The 21,730-nt window shown below is 66.2% G+C and carries 12 protein-coding genes and 1 pseudogene; 7 read left to right on the top strand and 6 right to left on the bottom strand.

Features of this window, described 5'->3' with window-relative positions; all coding sequences use genetic code 11:
• Positions 1-241: 241 nt before the first annotated feature.
• Entirely contained in the window at positions 242-739 is a 498-nt protein-coding gene (locus AC5RTT_RS08120) for an HAD domain-containing protein (protein WP_494144756.1), read from the bottom strand.
• Positions 740-1,036: 297 nt separating this feature from the next.
• Positions 1,037-1,918, bottom strand: a complete 882-nt coding sequence (locus tag AC5RTT_RS08115; RefSeq protein WP_494144755.1) for a DUF4192 family protein — start codon at positions 1,916-1,918, stop codon at positions 1,037-1,039.
• A gap of 146 nt (positions 1,919-2,064) precedes the next feature.
• Between AC5RTT_RS08115 and AC5RTT_RS08110 the strand changes: the two genes are divergently transcribed.
• The 5 genes and pseudogenes from AC5RTT_RS08110 to AC5RTT_RS08090 all read left to right on the top strand — a co-directional run bounded on the left by AC5RTT_RS08110 (position 2,065) and on the right by AC5RTT_RS08090 (position 3,928).
• Positions 2,065-2,265 carry an alpha-L-rhamnosidase C-terminal domain-containing protein gene (locus AC5RTT_RS08110; RefSeq protein ID WP_494144754.1) on the top strand — a complete coding sequence of 67 codons (201 nt, stop codon included), beginning with the start codon at positions 2,065-2,067 and terminating at the stop codon, positions 2,263-2,265.
• A gap of 30 nt (positions 2,266-2,295) precedes the next feature.
• A pseudogene (locus AC5RTT_RS08105) lies at positions 2,296-2,445 on the top strand (carbohydrate kinase); the annotation flags it as partial.
• 9 nt (positions 2,446-2,454) lie between these two features.
• Entirely contained in the window at positions 2,455-2,985 is a 531-nt protein-coding gene (locus tag AC5RTT_RS08100; protein ID WP_494144753.1) for a YbhB/YbcL family Raf kinase inhibitor-like protein, read from the top strand.
• A gap of 371 nt (positions 2,986-3,356) precedes the next feature.
• Positions 3,357-3,563, top strand: a complete 207-nt coding sequence (locus AC5RTT_RS08095; protein WP_494144752.1) for a ribbon-helix-helix protein, CopG family — start codon at positions 3,357-3,359, stop codon at positions 3,561-3,563.
• Positions 3,560-3,928, top strand: a complete 369-nt coding sequence (locus tag AC5RTT_RS08090; RefSeq protein ID WP_494144751.1) for a type II toxin-antitoxin system death-on-curing family toxin — start codon at positions 3,560-3,562, stop codon at positions 3,926-3,928. Before AC5RTT_RS08095 ends, AC5RTT_RS08090 begins: the two co-directional genes overlap by 4 nt.
• Positions 3,929-4,718: 790 nt before the next feature.
• Here AC5RTT_RS08090 and AC5RTT_RS08085 read toward each other — a convergent pair.
• The 4 genes from AC5RTT_RS08085 to AC5RTT_RS08070 all read right to left on the bottom strand — a co-directional run bounded on the left by AC5RTT_RS08085 (position 4,719) and on the right by AC5RTT_RS08070 (position 15,373).
• Positions 4,719-6,689 carry a serine/threonine-protein kinase gene (locus AC5RTT_RS08085; RefSeq protein WP_494144750.1) on the bottom strand — a complete coding sequence of 657 codons (1,971 nt, stop codon included), beginning with the start codon at positions 6,687-6,689 and terminating at the stop codon, positions 4,719-4,721.
• Positions 6,690-6,755: 66 nt separating this feature from the next.
• Positions 6,756-11,111, bottom strand: a complete 4,356-nt coding sequence (locus AC5RTT_RS08080; RefSeq protein WP_494144749.1) for a type VII secretion EssC family protein — start codon at positions 11,109-11,111, stop codon at positions 6,756-6,758.
• A gap of 63 nt (positions 11,112-11,174) precedes the next feature.
• Positions 11,175-12,518, bottom strand: coding sequence for a type 1 periplasmic-binding domain-containing protein (locus tag AC5RTT_RS08075; protein WP_494144748.1), 1,344 nt, complete (start codon positions 12,516-12,518; stop codon positions 11,175-11,177).
• Positions 12,515-15,373: a hypothetical protein gene (locus AC5RTT_RS08070; RefSeq protein WP_494144747.1), complete on the bottom strand. Its 2,859-nt coding sequence runs from the start codon at positions 15,371-15,373 to the stop codon at positions 12,515-12,517. The genes AC5RTT_RS08075 and AC5RTT_RS08070 overlap by 4 nt, the downstream gene beginning before the upstream one ends.
• Positions 15,374-15,612: 239 nt before the next feature.
• Between AC5RTT_RS08070 and AC5RTT_RS08065 the strand changes: the two genes are divergently transcribed.
• Together AC5RTT_RS08065 and AC5RTT_RS08060 are read left to right on the top strand one after the other, a co-directional pair.
• Entirely contained in the window at positions 15,613-15,894 is a 282-nt protein-coding gene (locus AC5RTT_RS08065; RefSeq protein WP_406632433.1) for a pyrophosphorylase, read from the top strand.
• Positions 15,895-16,115: 221 nt separating this feature from the next.
• Complete coding sequence (locus AC5RTT_RS08060; RefSeq protein WP_494144746.1) at positions 16,116-21,701, top strand: DUF6531 domain-containing protein; 5,586 nt, start codon at positions 16,116-16,118, stop codon at positions 21,699-21,701.
• Positions 21,702-21,730: the final 29 nt, after the last annotated feature.

Raw genomic sequence — 21,730 nt, 5'->3', positions numbered from 1 at the left:
TGACGACCCGCTGGACGGGTCGAACCGGGACATTACTGGCTGGGGCGTTCATAGGCAAAGACTCTAGAGGGTTCAGGCGGCATGCCAGTCATGCGCGGGCGTATCCCGCCACCGTTCGCCGGCGTCACGTGGCCGTCCCGGACCCTAGATTGCGCTGTTTTTCCATTCGAAGGTGACGGTACACGTCCTTACCCTTAAGTTGTGACCGTAGCGCTTGGCGGGTGACGGGACCCGTCTGCTGTCAGGGTGCATGGTCCCGTTCCTCGTCGTTAATGAAAACCTGCACCGCCACGACGTGGGCTTCTGTCAGGCCCTGCTCAGGGTCAGGCTTCTCCAGCAGGACTGGTTGGTGGTACTGGTGGGCCCAGTCGTGCACGTCAGCCCCTAGTGCGTCGTCGATCCACACAATGGCGTCCCAGTCAGCGCCGCCTTCGGCCTCCATTTTGTTCAACCACCTGGATACTGACCCCAGCTTCGGCGTCTGCTGGTCCTCATCGTCCGGCTCCGGCATGATCTGCACCCGCAGCGGTTTAACCTCAAGCTGCAGCTGCGCTTCGAGGCTGTCCGCAAGATCCTCATTTGACGTCGATACCCACGCGAGCCTCCCTTTGGTGGCGAGCCGACGCACCAGGGCAACCTTTAGATCCGATAGCTGGGCATTCTTCCCATCAGACTTGTCACCGGGCTGAAGCTTAGGGTTGAGCACGCCGTTGATGTCGAGGAGGATGATCGGCTTCATGACCGAGACCATAGCCGCTCCGCAGGCAGGAGGGTAGTCTCCAGATCCTACTTTGCCCGTTCCCAGTGGCGGCTGCCGCCACTACGGTGTTTGACGCCGGTCACTCACCTAACCATTTTTATCGCCGATAAACGGATCTTGCGTCAACCAGCGGGCTCCCGACACCATGCGAGTCTTCGGCTCGGACTTGAATACTGCAGGCTGTTAGAGGCACTTGTGAAGGGGGAGGAGAGCCGCGATCGTTGGCCAAATTCAGATGGACCACGTCACGTCTTTGAGCGTTAGGGTCCTCGTTGTTCACGCTAGGTCAAACGGTAGAGCTTTGTAGGCGGTGTCTTTGTTCATGTTCCAGCCAGCGACGATGCCGGAGCCGATCATTTGGTCGCTGAGGCGGGCGAGGCGGTAGGTGGGGTCGTTGTCGAGTGCGAGTTGGAGGAATTGGTGCGCTTTGCTTCCTCTGCCTTCCCACCAGTTGATGTAGCCGATGGCCGTCAGGACCGGTGCTGAGTGCTGGGGGCTGGTGCGGGTGTAGGCGTGCAGGAGCAGTTGTTGTGCCCACTCGATGCGTGACCACTTCGGCGCCTCTTCGGTCTGGGCGAACAGGATCTGCTGCATAGGCTCGTTCACGCCCGGAATATCTGCGATGAGCCGGTCGCGGATCGCGGGGAACTGCAGGTTCGCGACCAGGGCGTGGCAGTCGTCACCGCTGGGGAAGGTGGTGGAGTCGAGCATGCCTGCCCAGAGCTTCCGGCCCTGCTGCAGCGCGTCGTCGGCTCGTTGGGAGGCGATGGTGTCCATGTGGTGTTCGACGGCGGCCGCTTTCGCCGCTTCGTGGCTGGTGGTTGGGAGGGTGATTTGGTCGGTGGGTTCGATGAAGCTGCCTCGGTAGATGAATTCGGCGTTGATCGCGCTTGTCTGGGTTGAGTTGACGGGCAGGGCAAGGCTGGTGCCGGGGTCGCCGTCGTAGGGGAAGAAGGTTTCGTCTCCTACGAAGAGTCCGTCCCGGATGGTGATGCCCTGTTCGGCGAGGACCCCGGTGAGAGCCGCGATGGTGCCGGCATACGGCCTGGCCTGGCCGGGGTGGTCGGTTTCGCTGGTGTAGACGGCGAAGAGGATGGATGTGGCGGTGGTGTCGCTGGTGAGGTAGTGGGCGACGGTGCGTGTGTAGGGGATTGGCAACCGTCTCGAGGGCACTCGATCGGGCCGGATTCGCCATCATCTCCCAGACGCTCCAGTACCACTTGCAGTTCCCGGAGAACCCGGCCACCGAGGAGGATCTCAAAGAACTTGAGAAGCTATTTCTTTCGCTAGCCTAAGGAGCCGTAGTGCAGTACGGGCCCGGCGGCGGCCTTATCTGGGCGCGCACCTCGCACGACACCGTGCGAGGACGGATCGAGGTCTCCTGGAAAGTCGAGGATTGGAGAAGTGGGTTGTCGTCGACTTTCTTGATGCAAAATGGGCTCGATCGCCCCGAATTGTGTGCTAGGAAGCCAAAATTCCACCCCTTAGATAGGCTGTCCCAGTGACAGACGAGATAGAGTGGCCCGCCTTGCCAGCTCCTCACGCACGCGGCCAGGGCTGCGTCCGTGACCGTCTCACGCGCTGGCGCTAATCCGCCCACGCGTGCCGAACTCAACTGCATTGAAACCGCCGCAGAGGACGCTCCTGCTGTCGAACTGACGGGTGCGGAGCTTGACAGCAAGTGAAAGGAAGCCATGAAAACGCATGATCCATTTGCACCCACATCCGGGATCGAATCCTTCGAAGTCATCAGCGAATCCTTCAAAGATGGCCAGGTTCTTCCGGAAGCCCAACGCAGCGCCGTCCTGGGAGCCGGCGGGCGGGACGATTCGCCCCAGCTCACCTGGTCGGGCGCGCCCGAGGGAACCAGGAGCTACGCAGTCACCGTCTTCGACCCCGATGCCCCAGGCGCGGGCTACTGGCATTGGGCTGTGGTGAACATCCCGGCAGACGTCACCTCCCTCCCGGCCGGTGCAGGTTCCCGGGACAACTCCCGGTTACCGTCTGGTGCAGTGCAATTGAAGAACGATGCGGGATTTGTCGGTTTCGTGGGAGCTGCCCCGCCTCCCGGGCACGGTCAGCACCGGTATTTGCTGGTGGTCCACGCCATGGATGTTGAGCGGCTGGACCTGCGCACTGATGACACCCCGGCCGCCCTGCAATCCGCGCTCTCCACCCACACCTTGGGCCGGGCGAGGCTGACGGGAACATTCGAACGCCGCTAGGGTGTGTCTCCCAGGCCCTGAAGCGGTTGTCCGGAATGCTTGATGGGTGTCTCGTATTTCTATGTTTTGACTGATGGGCAGTGGGGCCTTATTTAGCCGTTGCTGCCGTCTTCTGTTGGTCGCCGGGGTCGCCCGTTCCGGGACGACCCCGGCGGGTGGTCGAGGGCATTATTACCATACCGCTGGGGGATCGCTGGGCGGGATGTGCCGGCCGAGTTGGTCCGTGGCAGACGCTTTGGAAGCGGCACCGCCGCTACACCGGTGACGGAACTGGGACAGTATTCTGGCCGCGCTGTTGACGGTCGCGGATCCGCGTTGCCAACTTGACTGAGACAGGACCCTTGCTGGTACTGTTTTGGTACCATTGGTGGATGGCTATGAATCTGCGTGTTCCCGAAGATCTTGATCGGCGTTTGGACCAGCTGGCTGCCGAGGAACATACGTCGAAGTCTGCGTTGTTGCTTCGGGGTGCGGAGCTGGTCCTGCAGCGTCACCGTCGGACCCGTGAAATCGGCGAGGGTCTGGATTTCGTGTTGAGCCATGATGCCGAGCTTTTGACGCGCCTTGAGGATGCGTGACGGAGTACCTCGAGATTGAGGACGCTTTGCAGGTCGTTGACCGGTTTGGATTGCATGTCCGTGATATCGGGCTTCTGGCCTCGGCACTGGCGAGGCCTGCGACCACTGTGATGGGGGTGGAAGCCTATCCGCAGTTAGCGACGAAGGCAGCGGCGCTCATGGAGTCGGTGGCGCGGTTTCACCCCCTGATCGACGGAAATAAACGCACGGCCTGGACGCTGATGGTTCTGATGCTCTGGATCAACGGCTACCGGCATGACTTTAGCACTGACGAGGCCTTCAATCTCGTCGTGGGTGTGGCAGCCGGCGACATCACACTGCAGGACAGCGCGCGGACGATTGCGGCCCACCTCGTCAGACGGTAGCCGTGTGTTCACCTGGTGTTCGGAGATGCTTCGAAGTGGCAAAAAGAGAGTGTTGACACTGTCAACACATTCGGCGTCGGACTGGGCCACATATCGGCCGGACTGCCTCGGATTGCTTATGTTTTCTGGAGTTCCCAGTGCTTGCAAGGCCCGGAAGACAGTTCGAGTCCCACCTCGGGCACGCAAACCCCCTCGTCAGAGGGGGTTTTCGGCTTTAAGCGCGTGTCCACACGTCTGACGGGTTGGGTCGCGGGCTGTGGCCTGGCCGCCGCGGGGCCTATTCAGGTTTGTGGGTGGCGGGTTCAGGACCCTGGCTGGCGAGCCCTCCGCCTGCCCGTACTGGGACTGCGCGGGTTCTCCTTCCCGTTCTGTCGTACCGGCCCCGGATGGCCGACACCAGTTCATGGTCCTGTGACGGGCCTACTACATGACCTCCGGGTTTTGGGTTCGCCTTGTCGCAGGGACCGAAGCTAGGCATCGCAGCCCGGACGCGCAGAGCCGCTTCAGGAGACACGCGGGAGGAATCTCCGGAGTGCTCTCGGTGCCTGCGGTGTTGTTCTAATCCTTGTCAACACACGGTCGGGGCCCTGTTAGGAGCTAAGCGGTCCCAGTAGTGTCGAAGCCCCTGCCCGAACAGTCATGGACAGGATGCCGCGTTGTCGCAACAAACCGGACGATCAGTAGTTTCGCTTGCGATAATCCGCCAAATCGGAACCAGGCCCGATGTTCTCTCGTGTGAGGTCTTTGGAGTATTCGGAGTGGCTACATCGCTTGTAAAGGAGTCATCCGACTAATTTTCGCGCGATGTGATGTCGAAGGGCGGCGACGTTAGATCAGTGAAGTTTCCGACGCTGGCTCGTACCGTGCACTCCGGAGAGATCTGCAGCGCCGTGACGGTGAGCCCGGAGCTGTCCACTGCCAGCGCCCCGCCGCAGGCGTCGGAGAAGCGCAGCCCTCTTTCGCCGCCTGTTACTGCCTCGAGCATTTGTGACGGTTTACCCGACGCGGGGCTGACGTATAGCGGGTTCAACTCGTCCGCCCCGCTGGCCCAGACGGGTATCAGGGTGATGGTCAGCGGGCTGGGCGTCACAACGCGTGCTGGGGTGCGCACCTCCACGTTCTGGAGGCGCTGGACCGGATAGGCGGTGCCATTGACAGTCGGATCCTGGATGGCTCTCCGTGTTGCCTCGGATCCAGCGCGCAGCCAAGCGTCTAGCCCCTGCTGGTCCGCGGGCGCCAGCGGAACCTTTGCGGTCACCTGGGTGGAGCCGCCGGCTGGTATGGCCAGCCCGGATACTTTCCAGCCGCACTCGACGTCCAGCCCTGTGATGGATGCCTGGTTCCTGCCGGCCGATGCCCCGTCCCAGGTGACGGCCGGGCAGGCATCTGTCTCGGCAAGAGCCGGTACGACTTCAAGGAGATCTCCGGACAAGGGTGCTTTCTGTGCCGCGTAGGTCACCGTGAGGCGCACCTCTCCGGTGGACGGCTCGTAGGTGGCTGAACGGGACACGGTCAGGCCTGTTGGCAGCGCCGTGTCCTGCAGCTGTGCTGCCAGACGCTCCCCGCGGGCCTGCGGTGCGGCCTGATGGGCCGGTGACAGGACTATGAAGCCCACCACCATGGCCGCGAGAAGGAGGACGGCGGTGCCGGCGAGGAGCAACGCCTTGCGGGTGCGCCAGAAAGGGACCGTATCCTCTTCGGGAGGTCGCACAGCCTTCGGCGGCCGGACCTCGCGCCGGGGCATCGGCCGGGCAATTGTTGCGCTGCCTGCCTCCCCGAGTTCCGGAACATCGCCGTCGTCCTGGGGGGCGGCGGCGAAGGCGTCGAGTTCGGCGTCGGTGAAGGCTCCACGCACCACTGTTGCGGGACGTTCGACGTCGTCAAAATCCGCGGGTGCCTCGGCACGGGCCAGGGGGGCGGCGCCGGCGAGTCCTGGCGCCAGGCGCCGGAGGGTTGACGCTGCCTCGCGCGCGGTGGGGCGCTGGTCGGGGTCCTTGGCGAGCAGCCGGTCCAGCATGTTCCAGACGGCGTCTGTTACCGGAATCCGCGGCGGCTGTGCGGAGACGTGGCGGTAGGCGACGCTGAAGTCCGTGCCGGGGCCGGCAAATGGGGTGCGGCCGGCCAGGAGTTCGTAGAGCAGCACGCCGGCGGAGTACACGTCACCCGGCGGGCCGGACCTGCCCTGGCTGATGAGCTCGGGAGGCATGTACTGGGGGGTGCCGATGAGGCCGGTGGTCTGCCGGATCCTTTCGCCCACGACGTCGGCGATGCCGAAGTCGGAAACGCGGACGTCGCCCTCGGCACGCTCGGACCAGGGCCGGGCCAGGAGGACGTTGTCGGGTTTGATGTCGCGGTGTGTGACACCCCGTGCATGTGCGGCGGCCAGGGCGTCGAAGACTTCGGCGGCGACGTTGAGGGCGTCTTCGGGGCGCAGTGCGCCGGCCTCCTGCTGCAGGGCGTCCCGCAGCGAGCCGCCCGGGACGTAGTCCATGATGATGGCCAGCCGTGGGCCTTCCACCACCATGTCGCGGACCATCACAATGTGGGGGTCCTGAAGTCCGAGGAGCACCGAGCGTTCACGGACGAACCGTTCCACCAGGGACGGGTCGTTGGCATGCTCAGGGCGGAGCACCTTGGCTGCCAGCGTCCTGCCGTCCGCCGCGGCGGTCACGGTCCAGACCTCCCCAACGGCGCCGGAGCCTACCCGTCCGCTGAAGCGGTAGGAGGCCCCCAGGGCCTCACCCGTTTGTGCGAGTTGCATTTCGTACTCTCCAACGCTGTCGATCCGGCCCCGGGTCCACCCGTTGCGGCCACCCTGTCATGCTCGTCATTGCGGCTGCACCGCCGCACTTGTTGCGTGTGCCGGACCCATCGACTGGATCAGTGCTGTTTGGCCGCCCACGCTGAGGTAGCCGCGCCCGGCCGTCAATGCCACCGGAGACTTTCGCGGCAGCACTGTCCCGAGAAGTTCGCCGTCGTAGTTGACATCCGGCTGCAGCAGGACGCCCAGGCGGGACTTCCGCACCGTTTTGGACCAGTGGCTGTACAGCCCGCGGAGATCGGCCGCCCGCCCGGAGGCAATGATGCACAACCCCGGCTGGCCGGACGCAACCACACCGGAAATGGCCTGGTCGCCGTCCTCGAACCGTTCGGCGTCGTCGATCAGGAGGAACACCGTGCCACGCTCCAGCCGCAGTGACGCCAGCAGGGCCGGCACCTTATCGGCGCCTACGGCCACGCGGTCCAGGCCAGTGCCGTCGAGCGCAAGGGGTGACCGGCGGTCGCAGATGGCCCACACCTGTGCGGGACCGCGGGACGTTGGGGCACCGTGCAAGGCCTGTGCCATGGCCAGCAGCAGGGTGGATTTGCCGGACCGCGCAGGCCCGGCAACCAGCGCGTGCTCGCCCTCGTAGATCTCCAGGAACGCGGGGGAGAGGTCAGCTTCCTGCAGGCCCACCGGCACGAGCCACGGTTCCGCGTCCAGCCGTGCCGGAACCGCCAGCTCCTGCAGGGTGACACTGGTCGGCAGGCGCCTGATGGCCGCTGCCTTGGCCGGTGCCTGCGCCCAGGACCGGCGCACCTGCGCCACGGCGGCCGCGATCCCGACGCCGGGAGTTGCCACGTGCATCTGCAGGGAATTGCGGGGGTCTACGCAGCGTCCGGGGAGCTGCGCGGGGATGTCTTTGCCGCGGACGCCGAGCGAGGAGTAGTCGTAGGTGTCGGCCAGGCGGAAGAGCCATTTTTGCAGTGTCACCTCGTTCATGGCCGAGGGAACCGCCTTCGCCCGGGTGGTGGAGACTGCGAAGGACAGGCCCAGGGCCGGTCCGTCCGCGTAGGCGCGGTACAGCTGGGCCAGCAGCTGCTGGCCCTCGAAGTCCTGGAACTCGTCCCGCAGTGAGGCCAGCCCGTCCAGCAGGACCACGGTGCGCCGGCGTGTGTCCGGTGCCGCGCGCCGGTTTTCCAGCTCAGTGTTAAGGTGCCGGAGGAAGCGTGCCTGCTGCTCTTTGGCGCCCGCGCCGGTTCCCACGTAGGCCACCGTGTGCGGCAGGTCCTTCAGGGCCTCAAGGTCACGGGACCCCATGTCCAGGATCATCAGGTCGAGCTCCGCCGGGTCGGTGTCCTTGGCCAGGGCCAGCGCTATCGAGGCCAACGTGGTGCTGGTCCCGGAACCGGCGACGCCCATGAGCATCAGGTTGCCCACGGTCATGTCCCAGCCGGAGGCGGACTGGCGCTGCAGGTCCGGTTCGTCCACGACAGTCACCAGGACCGTGTCACCGTCCACTGCTCCCACCTGCGGCAGGGGTGCCGCCAGGGGCAGCGGCGCCGGCCCGGCGGCCACCGGATCATGGAAAGCGGCCTGCGGCTGGGCCAGGAAGCCCGCCAGTTCCACTCGTTCGCCCAGCGCTTCCGGCCAGACCTGCCGCGGCGGCGCGTAACCGGCTTCGGCGTTGGCCTGGACCACTGCATCGATCAGGAGGTCCAAGTCGTTTTCGTCAGCGGAGGCAGGGCGTGCCGGCGCAGCGGGTGGGACGGGAACACCGAACTGGCGGACCTCGCGCACGTCCACTGCCGGACCGTCACCTACCAGCGCCTGCCCTGTCACCAGGGCGGTTTGGACAGGGGTGATGTCGTCCTGGCCCAGTTTCACGAAGGCGCGGCCCATCTGGGCGCGGCCGATCGCCGAAGCGGCAGGCACACCGATCACGTTATTGGAGTCCTCGCGGCTTTGTACCCGCAGGGCCACCCGGAGGTTGGTGTTGGCCAAAATGTCGTCGCTGACCACTCCTGCGGGCCGCTGCGTTGCCAGGATCATGTGCACTCCCAAGGTACGTCCCACGGCCCCCACGCTGACCAGGGCCTTGAGGACGTCCGGGAAGTCCTTGGCCAGCATGGCGAATTCATCGATGACCAGCAGCAGCCGCGGCATGGGTTCTGTGGGGTTGGTGGCAAGGTAGGCGGAGAGGTTGTCGACGCCTTCACCGGCGGCAGCAAAGACGCGCTGGCGGCGTTCCATTTCGGCTTCCAGGGCACGGAGGGCGCGGTCGGCGAGCTGTTCATCGAGGTTTGAGATGGTGCCGATGGTATGCGGCAACTGTTCGCATGCTTTGAACGCTGCGCCGCCCTTGAAGTCCACCAGGATGAAGTTCAGCCGGGTGGGATCGTTGCGTGCTGCCAGGCCTGCTACGAGCGAGCGGAGGAATTCCGATTTGCCGGAACCTGTTGTTCCGCCAACCAGGCCGTGCGGGCCGTCCTTCACTAGGTCCAAGGTGAGGGTCCCGTTCTCCCCGGTGCCGATCGGCGTCGAGATTCCCGTGTTGGCCTGCCACATGCGCCTGATGGCGGCCGCGTCCGGGCGGTCATAGTCCAGCAGCGCCGGAAGCCGAACCAACGGGGGCAGGGACGCCCCGGGGACGCTCAGTTCGGGATCGTCGAAGTGCGCCACCCGCATCGCGCAGTTCAAGGCCTCCTCCTGATCAAGGCCGGCAAGGATGACGTCCTCCACCCGAGTCAGGTCCTCTGGCTGCTCCACGGTTGCCGCGGCGTCTGACCCTACCCTGATGATCGTGGTGCAGGAGGCGGGCAGCTGTTCTTCGGAGGTCGCGATGACGATGCCTGCCACCCGGGAGGGCCGCTGCTGCGGGTTGACGTAGCCGCCGGGGGTGGAGCGGCCCATGCCCAGCAGTGCACGGGCGGGAGCGTCGCGACCCTCGGTGAGCACCTCGGAATCCAGTACCACCAACAATGCGGGGGTGGGCAGTTCATCCACGCTGTCCTTGAGCGCGCGCAGCATGGCCACGCCTGTCTCGCGCTGGGCAGACATCCAGCGTTCCCCGGTGCTGCTGCCCGCTTGGCGCGTATGTGGCAGCCAGGATGCCCATTCCCACTGATCGGCGCGGCCGGCGTCGCAAAAGACGCCGATGGTGAGGTCTGCGGGGCCCACGTGGACTGCGGCCTGTGCAACCAGTGACCTGGCAAGCGCCAGGGTGCCCTCGCGGGGGCCCACCATGCCCACCACCCCGGCGTCGGTCAGGTCCACGAGCACCGGTGCTGCCTGCAGGCGGGCCGCATCCAGGGAAGCCTTCACCTCGGCGTCGAGTCTGGTGCTGGCCGAACGATCCAGCTCCGGCCTCCAGGGGACGTCGCCGGTCCCGGCGTGGAGGGCCAGGAAATCGTCGGCGTCCGCGCGGCGCTGCCACAAGGACGTGGTGGGCAGGGCGGGGCGACGCACCACCGTGGCGGGATCAGGAATCATCGTGTGCCGGCGGGCGGTTTCCGCTGCAGCCGCGATGCGGACCTGCTCTTCGAATTCCTCCAGGGCGGCCGCGAACCGTTCGTCCTCTTCCTTCAGGCCGCGGGCATGCCGGCGCTTCTGCTCAAACCACATGCCTACCGCCATCACGGGACTCAGCATGGCGAACATGGCAAACCGCATGTCCCGCAGGATCAGGACCATCCCTACTGCCATCACCAGGGGAGCCAGTACCGTGATGACGCTGAACTTCCCGGCCGGCGGCACGTCCTTCCTGCTCGGCGGGACCAAGGGGTCCCCGGCGGGTGCGCGGCCGGGGCGGGGTGGCCGGTTGAACGGCGCTGTCGCCGCGGGTGTGAGGTTGTGCAGGCTGCCCGGAGCCGGAGCCGGGTTCTCTTCCAGTCCCGGCCGGACCAGGAGCACGCTGCCGCCGGCCGTGATTGTGGCGGTTCCGGTGACCAGGACGCCGTCTTCGTCCACGCGTTCACCGTTCACCAGGGTGCCGTTGGTCGATCCGCCATCTTTCACGCGCACCCCGCCATCCTCGCGGCGCAGCCGGCAGTGGTCCCAGGAAGCGCTCTCGGTGGGCAACGTCAGGTCGGCCTGCGGCGAACGGCCGATCAGCATGTCACGTCCTTGGGGAACGGCCACCACACCCCCGGCGCGCTGGCCGCCCGCGAGTGTCACGGTCCAGTCCTGCACGCGGTGCGGCGACTGCCAGGGCCGGCGGGAGATGCGGCTGCCTTCGAGGAGGACGAGCTCCGCAACAGGCGTGGAACCACGCACTTCCGCCTCGTTGACGAACACCGCCTCGTCAGCGGCCAGTTGCGGTCCGCCAGCGGCAGCCACCAGATCTGACAGCGTGGTGGCCGCTGCAGCACGGGCCACCTCGCACTCAAAGCGGCGTTCGTCCAGATTTATCAGCACGCGCATCGGGGCGGTCCTTCCGTGGTGAAGTGGTGCCGGTCCGCACCGGGGCGGGGCCGGTAAGTCGGGTCAGGAACCGGCGGGCGCTGGTACCCAGACAAGGCGCGGCGCGTTGGTGTCTGCCGGGCGCAGCCCCAGGTCCTGTGCCGAGGCATAGGCGGGAACGGCAGGTGCGGTGAGCGCTGCCGGCCGGGAGAAATCGAGCGCCGGCCCGGCCAGGCCTTCACCGGGACCAAAGGACATGGTTCCCAGTGCCGCGCCCACCTTTCCGGGCTCGTTGCTTCGGGCCAGCGCTGCCGCCCGGGTCAAGGCGACGACGGCGTCATGGCTGCGGGGATCCGCCGCCCAGGCATCGGCTGCGAAGGAGGCATCACCCACGAGGTTCAGCACTCCCGTATCCCCGGCTGCCAGGCGTACGGCGGAAAGGAATGCTGACATTCCGCGTCCCTGCGCATCCTGCTGCAGCGCGGTCGCGTCGCCACCGGCCGGAGCGACCGTGACCAGCTGCCCCGAGGCCGTGCCGTCAAGCTCTGCGAGCGTGGTGGCGAACTGCGGTGACGCGGCGCCGGCGGGAAGTATCAACGGGACGGAGACGTCGCGGGACTGCAGGGCCTGGACAATGCGGGCCAACCGCTGCGGGGTCGCGGCGGTGACCACCACAGCGTCTGCAGGCTCAGCGATCCTGTTGGGTTCGGCGCCGTCGGGGGCGCCGTCAGCCAGCGGCCGCACCTGGTCTCCGGTCTGAATGGCGGCTTCCTGCGCCATCGCCAGCACATCGGCAAAGTTGCCGAGGCTGAGCGTTTGGACGCGCGGAACAGATGCCGGGGCAGTGGCGCCGTCTTCAACAAGCAGTACCCTGGCCTTTCCCGCCAGGGCAGTCTGAAGAGCGGTGTCTACCGCCGCGGCCGTGGGACCGGTGGTCCACACGGCCGGGGCTGCGGTTGCCGGTTCGCTGTACGGGAGGATTGCCGGCAGCCCCAGTTCCGCAGCAGTTTGCGCCGCAGCCTGCGCCTGGGGGCCCGTGCTGGTGATGACGACGCCGGACACGCCGTGCCCGGACAACGCCCGGACAGCGGCGCGGGCGCCGTCCTCCGTACCCTTGTCATTCTCGGTCCTGAGGGACACCGGGGTGCCGCCCTGGGCGAAACGCTGGGCGGCTACGACAGCACCCTGGGCTGCCCGGTTGTACTCCGATCCGGGCTCGCCGGATTGGCCCAGTGTCAGGATGACGCCCACGGAGACGTCCTTGGCCAGTCCATCGGCCCGAAGGGCAACGGGAACCGTCGCGGCTACAGTGTCGGGCCGGGCAGCTTCCTTGGGCTGGTTCAGCACCGCAGCCAGGGCAACTGCGGCCATGAGGACTGCTGCGGTGCCGGCGGCAATGAGGGTGATGAGCCTGTTGCGCGAACTCATGCGGTGCCGCCGATCTTCAGGGTGTAAAGGGTCTGGGACGTGGCACCGGCGGGAACTTCCAGGTGGAACGGCGGCAGCTGGTCCGCGGCGGTGAGGGAGGCCTTGAACTGCGCCTGGCGGAGCAGGAGACCGGCTACGTCACGGGAGCGGATGTTGGCGTACCCTTCGGCGTTTTGCGAGGCGAGGGCCAGTTGATAGTCCGCGGTGTCGGCCTTGGCGGCGCTGGTGGCCATGGAGCCCAGCAGCCCTGACCCGTTCACCGAGCGGTCACCGAGGTCCAGCATCACCTTGTTGAGGCTGGAGGACAGGAGTGCACTGGCGCCTTCGACGTCGCGTGTTGAGCGGGAGGTGCTGGTGGCGATGCTTTCCAGCGAGGCTTCTGTCCCTTTGGCCAGGGATGCGGCCAGTGTTTCCTCCCGCTCGAGCAGTTCGCCGCGCTGCTTGTCCACGGTCGCCCCGGCGTCCTGGACCACTTCATCGGAGGTGGTTTTCAGGCCGGCAATGGAGCGGTTGAAGGCCGTGATCACGGACTTGGAACCGGCATCGCCGATTTCGGCAACCTTGCGCACCTGCTGATCCACGGATTTGTAAACTTCGGCCGCGGTTTCAGCGGAAACTTCGCGGAGCGAGTCTTTGATCTTCGCGCCAAGTTCGTCTTGCTGTTCTTTCAGCTTGGTGAGCGACGTGCCTATTTGCGCAGAGGAATCGACGGCGTCGATGAAGGCTCCGTAGAGGTTCAGGAGGCCCTTTTTGGTCCCGTCGACGCCTGAGGTGGCGGCGCCGTCGAGCGTCTTTACGGCTGCTTCAACAGCGTCCAGTCTGGCGTCCGTGCGGTCAGCGGCTTCCTCCAGTGCAGTGAAGGCCTGGCCGATCGCTTGGTCCTGCGCGCTGGTGTCCGTAGCCGTCAGTACCTCGTCCCAGGCGGCCGCCTGGGCCTGCAGCCTGGCGTCCAGCGGTTCCTTGAAGCCGTTGGGCAGCTTTACAGTGCCCGGCTGTTTCGTGCCGTCATCCGCTGAGGCACAGGGAACCGATGTCAGGTATGAGCGAAGCTGTTCAGCCTGCGCGGCGGAAAGCCGGCCTCCTCGGGGCAGGTCGCCGTCAGCCAAGTCGCACAGTTCGTCTGCCAGTTGCTGGGTTTGACTGGTCATGGAGCCGTCAAGAAGCAGTCCGTCCGTATATTCGCTCCGGGCGTCCCGTGCCGTCTTGGCAATGCCCACCAGTTTCTGGCGGAGGCCATCGACCGTGCTGCGGGTTGAAGCAGTCGCTTCCCTGGTGGCTGTGACTGAGTTGCGTGCAGACTTCAGGGCCGCATCCACGGCTTTGAGGGCTGTCTTGTAGTCCTCGGGGGTTTTGGCACCTTCCAAAACCGCCGCAAAGTCAGCGCGCACCTTCTCCAGCCTTGCCGCGGATGCGGCGTGGTCCCTGATGGCGTTTTCCACCAGCTGCGGCTGCAGGTCCGCCACCAGTTGATCGCCCTTGAGGACCAGGCCAAGCATGGCTCCGGTGACGGTAACGGCCGATCCGTACAGCGAGCATGTCATGGAACCCTGCTCTGCACATTCTTCAAGGGTGGGCTTTTCGGGGCCCATGGTGGCCTTGATGGCGCCCGCCACCAGATCGCGGCAGTCCGCGCTGACCTTCGCATAGGCGTCCAGCTGGGAGGCCATGGTCTGGATGCTGGAGTACACAGTGGCTGACGGACCGGACTTCGGCACTTCGGCGGAACAGCCTTCTCCCTCGATGGGGGTGGCCGCGGGTACTGCCGAGGTATCGCCCAGCATCGCATCGACGGCCGAAACCGTGACCTTCAGCTGCGAGGTGGTCGTGGACTGCGTTGACTGGGTGGCCGACTCCAGGTCGGTGCCGAGCCGCTGCAACTGTTCCTTGAGGTCCACCATGGTGCCGGCCAGGGCCTTGGAGCTGGAGCTCAATTCGCCGGCGGTTTTGGCGCCCAGGGTCTGGGAGGTTACCTGCAGGTTCCGCCGCACATCGGTGATGGTGGAGCCGGCCTTGGTCAAAACGGTGTTGACGTCTGACACCAGCGCGATGGTGCGGCGCTGCAGTTCCAGTTCGGAGCCGGTCCCGGAAGAGAAAGCCCCGGCAAGGACGCCGTCTGCGCTGAGATCGGCGTTGAGGCCCGGCTGGACAGCCACGTCAAAGGTGGGGACCTGGAAGTCCTGGACATCGGCGACCAGCCGCAGGGTGGTGCTGGCGCCGGACCGTGGCGGAGCCAGGACGGTGGCCCACTGCACCACGGTGGCGCCGTCGCTGGTGCTGCTCAGCACGCCGTTGGTGCCTGATGCGCCGTCGGCGGACCCTGCCGTGACGTCATCGGCCCTCACACCGGCGAGCTTCGTCGCCGCCGCGATGGTCAGCGGCGCCCCGACCAGGGCCGTTTCGGAGCGGGCCTGGCCCGCCGCGTCGTACTCGACGGCCTGTGGCTTGACCGTCAGGTTTTCCAGCGTCAGGTTGATTTCCAGAGGACCGGTGTGGCCCTGCAGATCGGAAAGGTCGGCGCCGGACTTCTCGCCCGCCCGGTACTGCAGGCTTACGCGGACCGGCAATTCACCCACAACGTCGGCGGCGTTGTACTTCGTGTCGGCAGCGGACGAATCGCCGGACGCGGATACGGAAATAGTCGTGCCCTCAATCGTTTGCACCCCGGCGGCCGCGGAAAGCCCCACGCGGACGCTTTGGAGGAGCTTGACCGGGTTGGCCACCGGCTCCGGTTCGGGAGGCGGAGTGCAGGCAACCGCGGCGATCAACCCCAACGTGATGAGCAGGGCCCCTAATGCCCGTCCCGGCGCCGTGCGCCGGCCGCCCGCCCGCTGATCAGTATTGGTCCTTCTGGCCATGATTGTCCCCTCAATCGTTCACGGTGCCTAGAGAAGGATATACGGGGTTGCGCTGGCGAATGGACTAATCTAGGTTCCGCCGGCCGTCCGATGCGCAAAATCCGCAATGAGCAGCAACAACAGTTACTCTTTTTGTTGGATTTATTGTCCGGAATTGGTAGCGTCAGGGCTGTCTGGTCGCCGGCCGGCCATGTGTCCGGCGATGTCCTGGTTGAATTCTTTTGGGGAGGAAAATTTTTATGTCGCGTGTGTTGTCAACAGAGCAAGCGAAGGCTGCCATTGGGCAGGTCCAGTCGATCATCAACGGCGGTTTCACGGACCAGATCTCCGCGCTGGACGCGCAGGGCCGGGTTCTGTCTGACCCGAACGTCTGGGATGGTCCGCTGGCCGCACAGTTCCGGGGGTCCACCTGGCCCGAGACGAAGGCAGCCTTGGATAAGGCGAAGGAAGAGCTGGAGCAGTTGCGCGGGCAGTTGGAGAAGATCTCCCAGGACATCTTCTCCGCTGGCGGCGGCGCCTAGCCTGTACTTCCCGGTGTGACCGCCGGACGGGAGTTCCAACCACGGGGCACCCGCCCGGCTGTCGCGGCGGTCAATTTCTGATGGGTCAAGACCCGGGCCGTCCTGGTCCGGGTTTCTGCGCAGGGACCGTTCCCGCTGTCCGGTGGTTTTGTCCCGGGCGGGTTCGGTTTCGTTGTATCCGTTTGTCGTGTCGTGTTGTTGCTCAGTGGGGGGCGTTAGTTGTGACCGAATTCGTTGAGGTGCCGCTGTTGCCGGCGTCGGATGCTTCCAATGGCGGGCGGTTTAGCTACGCCGTGGCTGAGGCGGTGCAGTCGGCGTTCGTATCCGCGGCCTCGCGGGTTGAGGGGCAGGCAGGATCCCGGGCTTCCTATGTGTCAACGGCGAAGGCGGACTTCAGGGGCCATTTTTCGGAACTGTTTGCCGCGAACGCCGCGACGGCAGCCGGGGACGCCGAGGCTCTGGCGTCGGCCATGCGGACCGTTGCAGGCTACGTGGGGCAGATGATCGAGGCCGCGCACGAGGAAGACAACCGGCGCCGGCGGAACAACGAATGGGTCCGCGAGCACAACGACCGGAACGGATTTGAACAGGTCAGGGACTGGTTCTTTGGCGAGGCAGAGCGGCCCAACGCAGAGCCCGGCCCCGCCCCGACCTTCGCTTCGCCGTCCCCGAGCCTGGGTTCCCGGGAGAACCCGGCGCCCGGTGGCGGGTACGGAGGGGGGACTTCCTCGGCCCGGCCGGCCGACCTGCGCTCCTTCGCGGCGGGTTCACGCGGCTTGGACGACAGCCTGGCAGCGGAACCGGGCTCCCTGGACGGGCAAATGTCCTCGTTCGCGTCCTCCTGCTATTGGGGTTCCATCGACGCGTCCGGCGTGATCAGTGCTTACCGGCGGTATTTGCAGGCCAATGAAAACGACGCCGTCTGGGCCGTGACGGTAGCGGATGCCTTCGCAGCCGCTGGGGGTGAGGGTGCCGTCTCCAGCGTCTCGGACGCCGCTGTGAACGCTGCGCTGGCCGCGGCAGGGGTCAGTGCCACGCGGTCCTCACTTGTTATTGATCCACCCACTGCTGCCGGCGCGATGCCTACCAGCGGATATGCGAACGACCCCGTGAACACCGCGACGGGAAACTTCATCGAACCCGAGTCCGATTTGGCGTTCGCCGGCGCTTCCTCGAACCTGGTGCTGTCGCGCATGTACAACTCCCTGGGTTCGGGCCTGGAAAGCGAGGGCGTGTTCGGTCCGGGCTGGGCCTCCGTCCTGGACCAGTCGCTGATGCTTTCGGACGAGGGCTGCCGGTGGGTGATGGCGGATGGCCGGGCGGTGGATTTCCCGCGTGAAGGCGCCGGCTGGAGCCGGGCTGTGGGGGAGACCTACTGGCTTGCCAGCGAGCCTGCCACCCACGCCGTTTTCCAGGAGTTGAGTTCCCTTCCTGTGGGCACGGCGGAGCTCCTCGTGGTCCGCGACAACCAAGGGGCGTGGTGGGCGTTCAGCCCCTCAGGCGTATGGCTCGGCACGGGATCGGCGCCGGGACGGACCGTTTCGGCCCTGCGGGAAGAAACGCCCGACGGCGTCACGGCCGGTTTGGTGGGCAGGATTGAACACGTGCGGGGCCGCTTCCTCGAGGTCGACTACGCAGCCGGACGTGCCGCCGTCGTGCGTGCCTCGGATGGCCGGCGCATCGAATACGGATATGACGCCGCGGGCCGTCTGGTGAGCGTGACCACCGAACTGGGGACCAGGACGTACCGGTGGAACGATGCGGGCCTGATCGACGCCGTGTACTCCTCCGCCGGCGTCCTCGAGGCGGAAAACACCTATGACGCGTCCGGCCGGGTGGTCCTGCAGGTGACCCAGCACGGCCGCCGCGTCCGGTTCGCGTACCTGCCGGGCCGGGTCACGGTGGTCTCGGACGAGGACGGTACCCGCTCCAACTCGTGGATCGCAGACGCGAAGGGCCGCCTGGTGGGAGTGTTGGATTCCCAGGACCAGCGCCAGTCGATGGCCTACGACGCGCACGGAAACCTGGTGTCCTTAACTGAACGGGACGGCGCGGTCACCCTGCACGCGTATGACGGTCGGGGCCGCAGAATTCGGACCGTGACGCCCGAAGGCGCGGACCTGACCTACGGCTGGGACGACCAGGACCGGATCACCACGCTGGTGACCGCCTCCGGCGCCGTGGTGTCCTATGAGTACGCCGATGAGCTTTCCCGCGACCCTGCCGTGATCCTGGATCCCTTGGGCGGGCGCACCGAGCTGGAGTGGCAGGATGGCCAACTGATCCAGGTCACCGACCCGGCGGGGGTCCGGGTCGGGTTTGAATATGACTCCTTCGGGGACCTTGTGGCCACCCGCAACGCCGCGGGTGACGTTGCCCGGATCATCCGGGACCAGGCCGGCCGGCCGGTGACGGCGGTGTCGCCGTCGGGCGCAGAAACGCATTTCACCTATGACGGAGCGGGGCTCCTGGTCCGGCGTGAGGACCCGGACGGGGCCGTATGGACCTTCGAACACGACGCAGCGGGGCGGGTCACAGCGTCCGTGGCACCGGACGGTGGCCGGACGGAACTTGAGTACGCCGCCAACGGTGAACTGGTCCGTACTATCGACCCGTTGGGCCGGTCGATCGAGCGGGTTTTTGACGAGCTGGGGAACGTCACCGGTACGGTGCTGCCTGACGGCGCTGCCTGGGGTTTTACGCATGACGCGCTTTCCCGGCTGGTGGGCATCACTGACCCGGCAGGGCACGACTGGACCCGGGAATACGACAAAGTTGGCGCCCTGGCCGCCGTCATCGACCCCACCGGGGTGCGGACGGATGCTGCTTCGGATCGCAGGGCCCGAACTGCCGCCCTGACGGAGGCTTTCGGGTCCGCCACCATCCGCTTTGACGAGTTCGGCCGCCCCACCAAAGTGGAAGCCGCTGACGGGTCCGCCGAACTAATCACCTATGACGCGGCCGGAAACCCGGTGGAGCTGGTGGACGGTGAGGGCGGGCTGACGGTCGTGGACCGGGATATGGCCGGGAAGATCATCACCATCACCTCGCCCAGCGGTGCCGTCACCCGGTACGAGTACGACAGCTGCGGGCGGCCCTGGCGCACCACGGACCCGCTCGGCGCGGTCACAGAGCTGACATACGATGCCGACCAGCGCGTCAGTTCCCGGACGCTGCCCACCGGCGAGGTGGAGACCTTTGAGTACGACGCCGGCGGGCGCCTGGTTGCACGACGTATCCCGGGGCAGGGGCTTTCCCGCTATGGGTACGACCCGTGCGGTCGGCTCACCTTCTCACAGGACACTTGGTACGGCACGCGACGGTTCAAATACAACGTCGCCGGGGAACTTGTTGAGTCGGTCAACGGAGTGGGTGGGCGGACCCGGTTCGAGTACGACAACCGGGGCCGGCTGGTCAGGATCACCGATCCGAACGGCGGGGTGACCACCCGGACGTACACGGTCACCGACCTCGTTGATTCCGTGACAGACCCGCTGGGTCGAGTCACTACGGCCAGGTACGATCCGGCCGGGCGGCAGCTGTCGCAGACGGATCCGGAAGGGCACACCACCACGTGGACGTACGATGCTGCTGGCCGCGAAGCCAGCACAACGGTGGATGGGAAGCTGATCTCTTCGATCAGCCGCGATGTGCTCAGCCGACGGGCGGTCATCACCGATTACACCCGGCTGGACGGGCTGGCCGTGGAACACGAACTCGTTTTTGACCGGTGCGGGCGGCTGACATCACGGACCCGTGGGGCCCAGGGCCTGTCCTGGCAATACGACGCGGACGGAAACCGGACCAGCTTCACCGACGCGCACGGGACCACCACCACGTATACGCGCGATGCCGCGGGGCAGATCACGGCTGTCGGGAACGCGTTGCTCGGAAACGTGTCCTTTAGCTACGACGCCGCTGGCCGGATCACCTCCGCTACCGCAGGGGACCTGCTGCAGGAATGGGCATACCGTAACGGCGCCCTCACTGAACACAGCCGCGACCACGGCGGTGACCGTTCCGGGGCCGAGGTCACGTTGATCGGCCGGGACGAGGACGGCCGGATCACGGGCCTGACCCGCTCCGGTGTCGTGACCCGGTACAGGTACGACGGGGCCGGGCAAATGGTCTCGGCCGCGACCACAGCCGGGAGCGAAGGGCGGCAGGGTTCCGGAGCCGCCGCCGGATTCGAGTGGGAGTACGACGCAGGTGGGCGCCTGGTGCGCGAAAGCACCCCGGCCGGTTCAAGGGAGTACGAGTACGACGCCGCGGGGCAGCTTCTCGCGGTCGTCGACGCTGACGGATCCCGGACGGAGTATGTCCATGATGGTTTGGGCCGCCGGGTGCGGCTCATCCGCCCGGACGGGTCCTGGACCGAGTACGTCTGGGGCCCGACCGGGTATCTCAGCGGCACCACCGAGTGCGCCGCCGATGGTGCCGAGACTTCCCGACATGGGCTGTGGGTGGACGCCCTGGGCGAGCTCGCCCGCATTGATGGAGTGGAAGTGTGGTGGGATACCGCCAACGCCCTCCCAACCCTGGCCGGCATGGGTGGCGGGCAGGTCCTTGCCGTGCCCGGTGGTGTCACCGGTGTTGGAGACGTGTGGATGGCCCCGGGCTGGCGCGCCGCCCGGCCCACCGACCAGACCGACCCATGGGCCGTCATCGGTCTGCCTGCCCTTCCGACTTCCGACGGAACGGCAGGTGCCGTTTCGGGGGCGGCAGTAATGCTGCCTACCGGTATCAGCTTGACGGGCAACGGCGGCGTCGACGTCGCAGGCCTGGAGTGGCTCGGAGCACGCGCCTACGACCGCGCCGCCCGCGGCTTCCTCTCCACTGACCCCCTTGCCCCGGTCCTGGGGGCGGGGTGGGACGGCAATCCGTATTCCTACGCCGGCAACAATCCGCTCAACGCTACGGACCCCACGGGCTTGCGTCCCCTCACCGATGAGGAACTGAAGGCCTACGACGAGTCGGCGGGAAGCCATTGGGAATACGTCGTCGGGGGACTGGCCGTGGCAGGCGGCATTGCGGCCTTGTTCGTCCCTGGACTCAATATCATCGCTGCCGGAGCCATCGCCGGGGCTTTGACCTCAGGTGGCTTTTCCGCTCTGTCCCAAAAAGCGCAGACGGGATCTGTGGACTGGTGGTCTGTTCTCGGCAACACTGCAGCCGGTGCGGCGGTCGGTGCTGCAGGGGGCGGTGCCGCCTTGTGGACTAAGAGCGTGCTCGCGGGTGCACCAGCAGGACAGGCAGCGGCAGCGCTGGGAGTGAGCGCTGGTGCCAACGGTGCTGTTGGCGCGGGTGCTGGCGGCGTTGGCTACCTTTATCAGAATGGGTGGAGCATCAGGAATGGCTGGGATTTTGCTGGCAAGATTGCAGGCGGAGGCTTGGCCGGTGCCGTAGGAGGTTTAGCCGGACCTGCGGGTGGTTCCCTTGCCAGGGGGATGTCATCGTCTTCCACGGGGCTGCTCGCCAAAGGTGGCACGATGGCGGTCAGTGGCATCGGTGCGGGCACGGGGTCGATGCTGGAGAACGTTATTGCGGGGGACACGGTGGATCCAGCGAAAGCTGGGGTGACAGGCCTCTTTGGGGCGGCCGGTGCCGGACTTCCGGTGGGATCGATACCGGCTTTCGGTCAGAACGGCGTGAGCACGCTGAGGCAGATGCCTTACTTTGCGCCGCGGACCTTGGATGGCATGTTTAACGTCTCCCAAAGGAATACGGTTGGACTGTGGGGTGGCGCCGTTGCAGGTGGCGGAGTCGGGTTCGGCGGAGATCGCTTACAGAATGCACTCGGATGGTGAATGGAACGGGGCTAATAAGGAATGAGGGT

The sequence above is a fragment of the Arthrobacter sp. Y3221157 genome, from assembly GCF_059089865.1.
The sequence above is the reverse complement of the archived record's forward strand: the minus strand, read 5'-3'. Positions and strand labels throughout refer to the sequence as shown.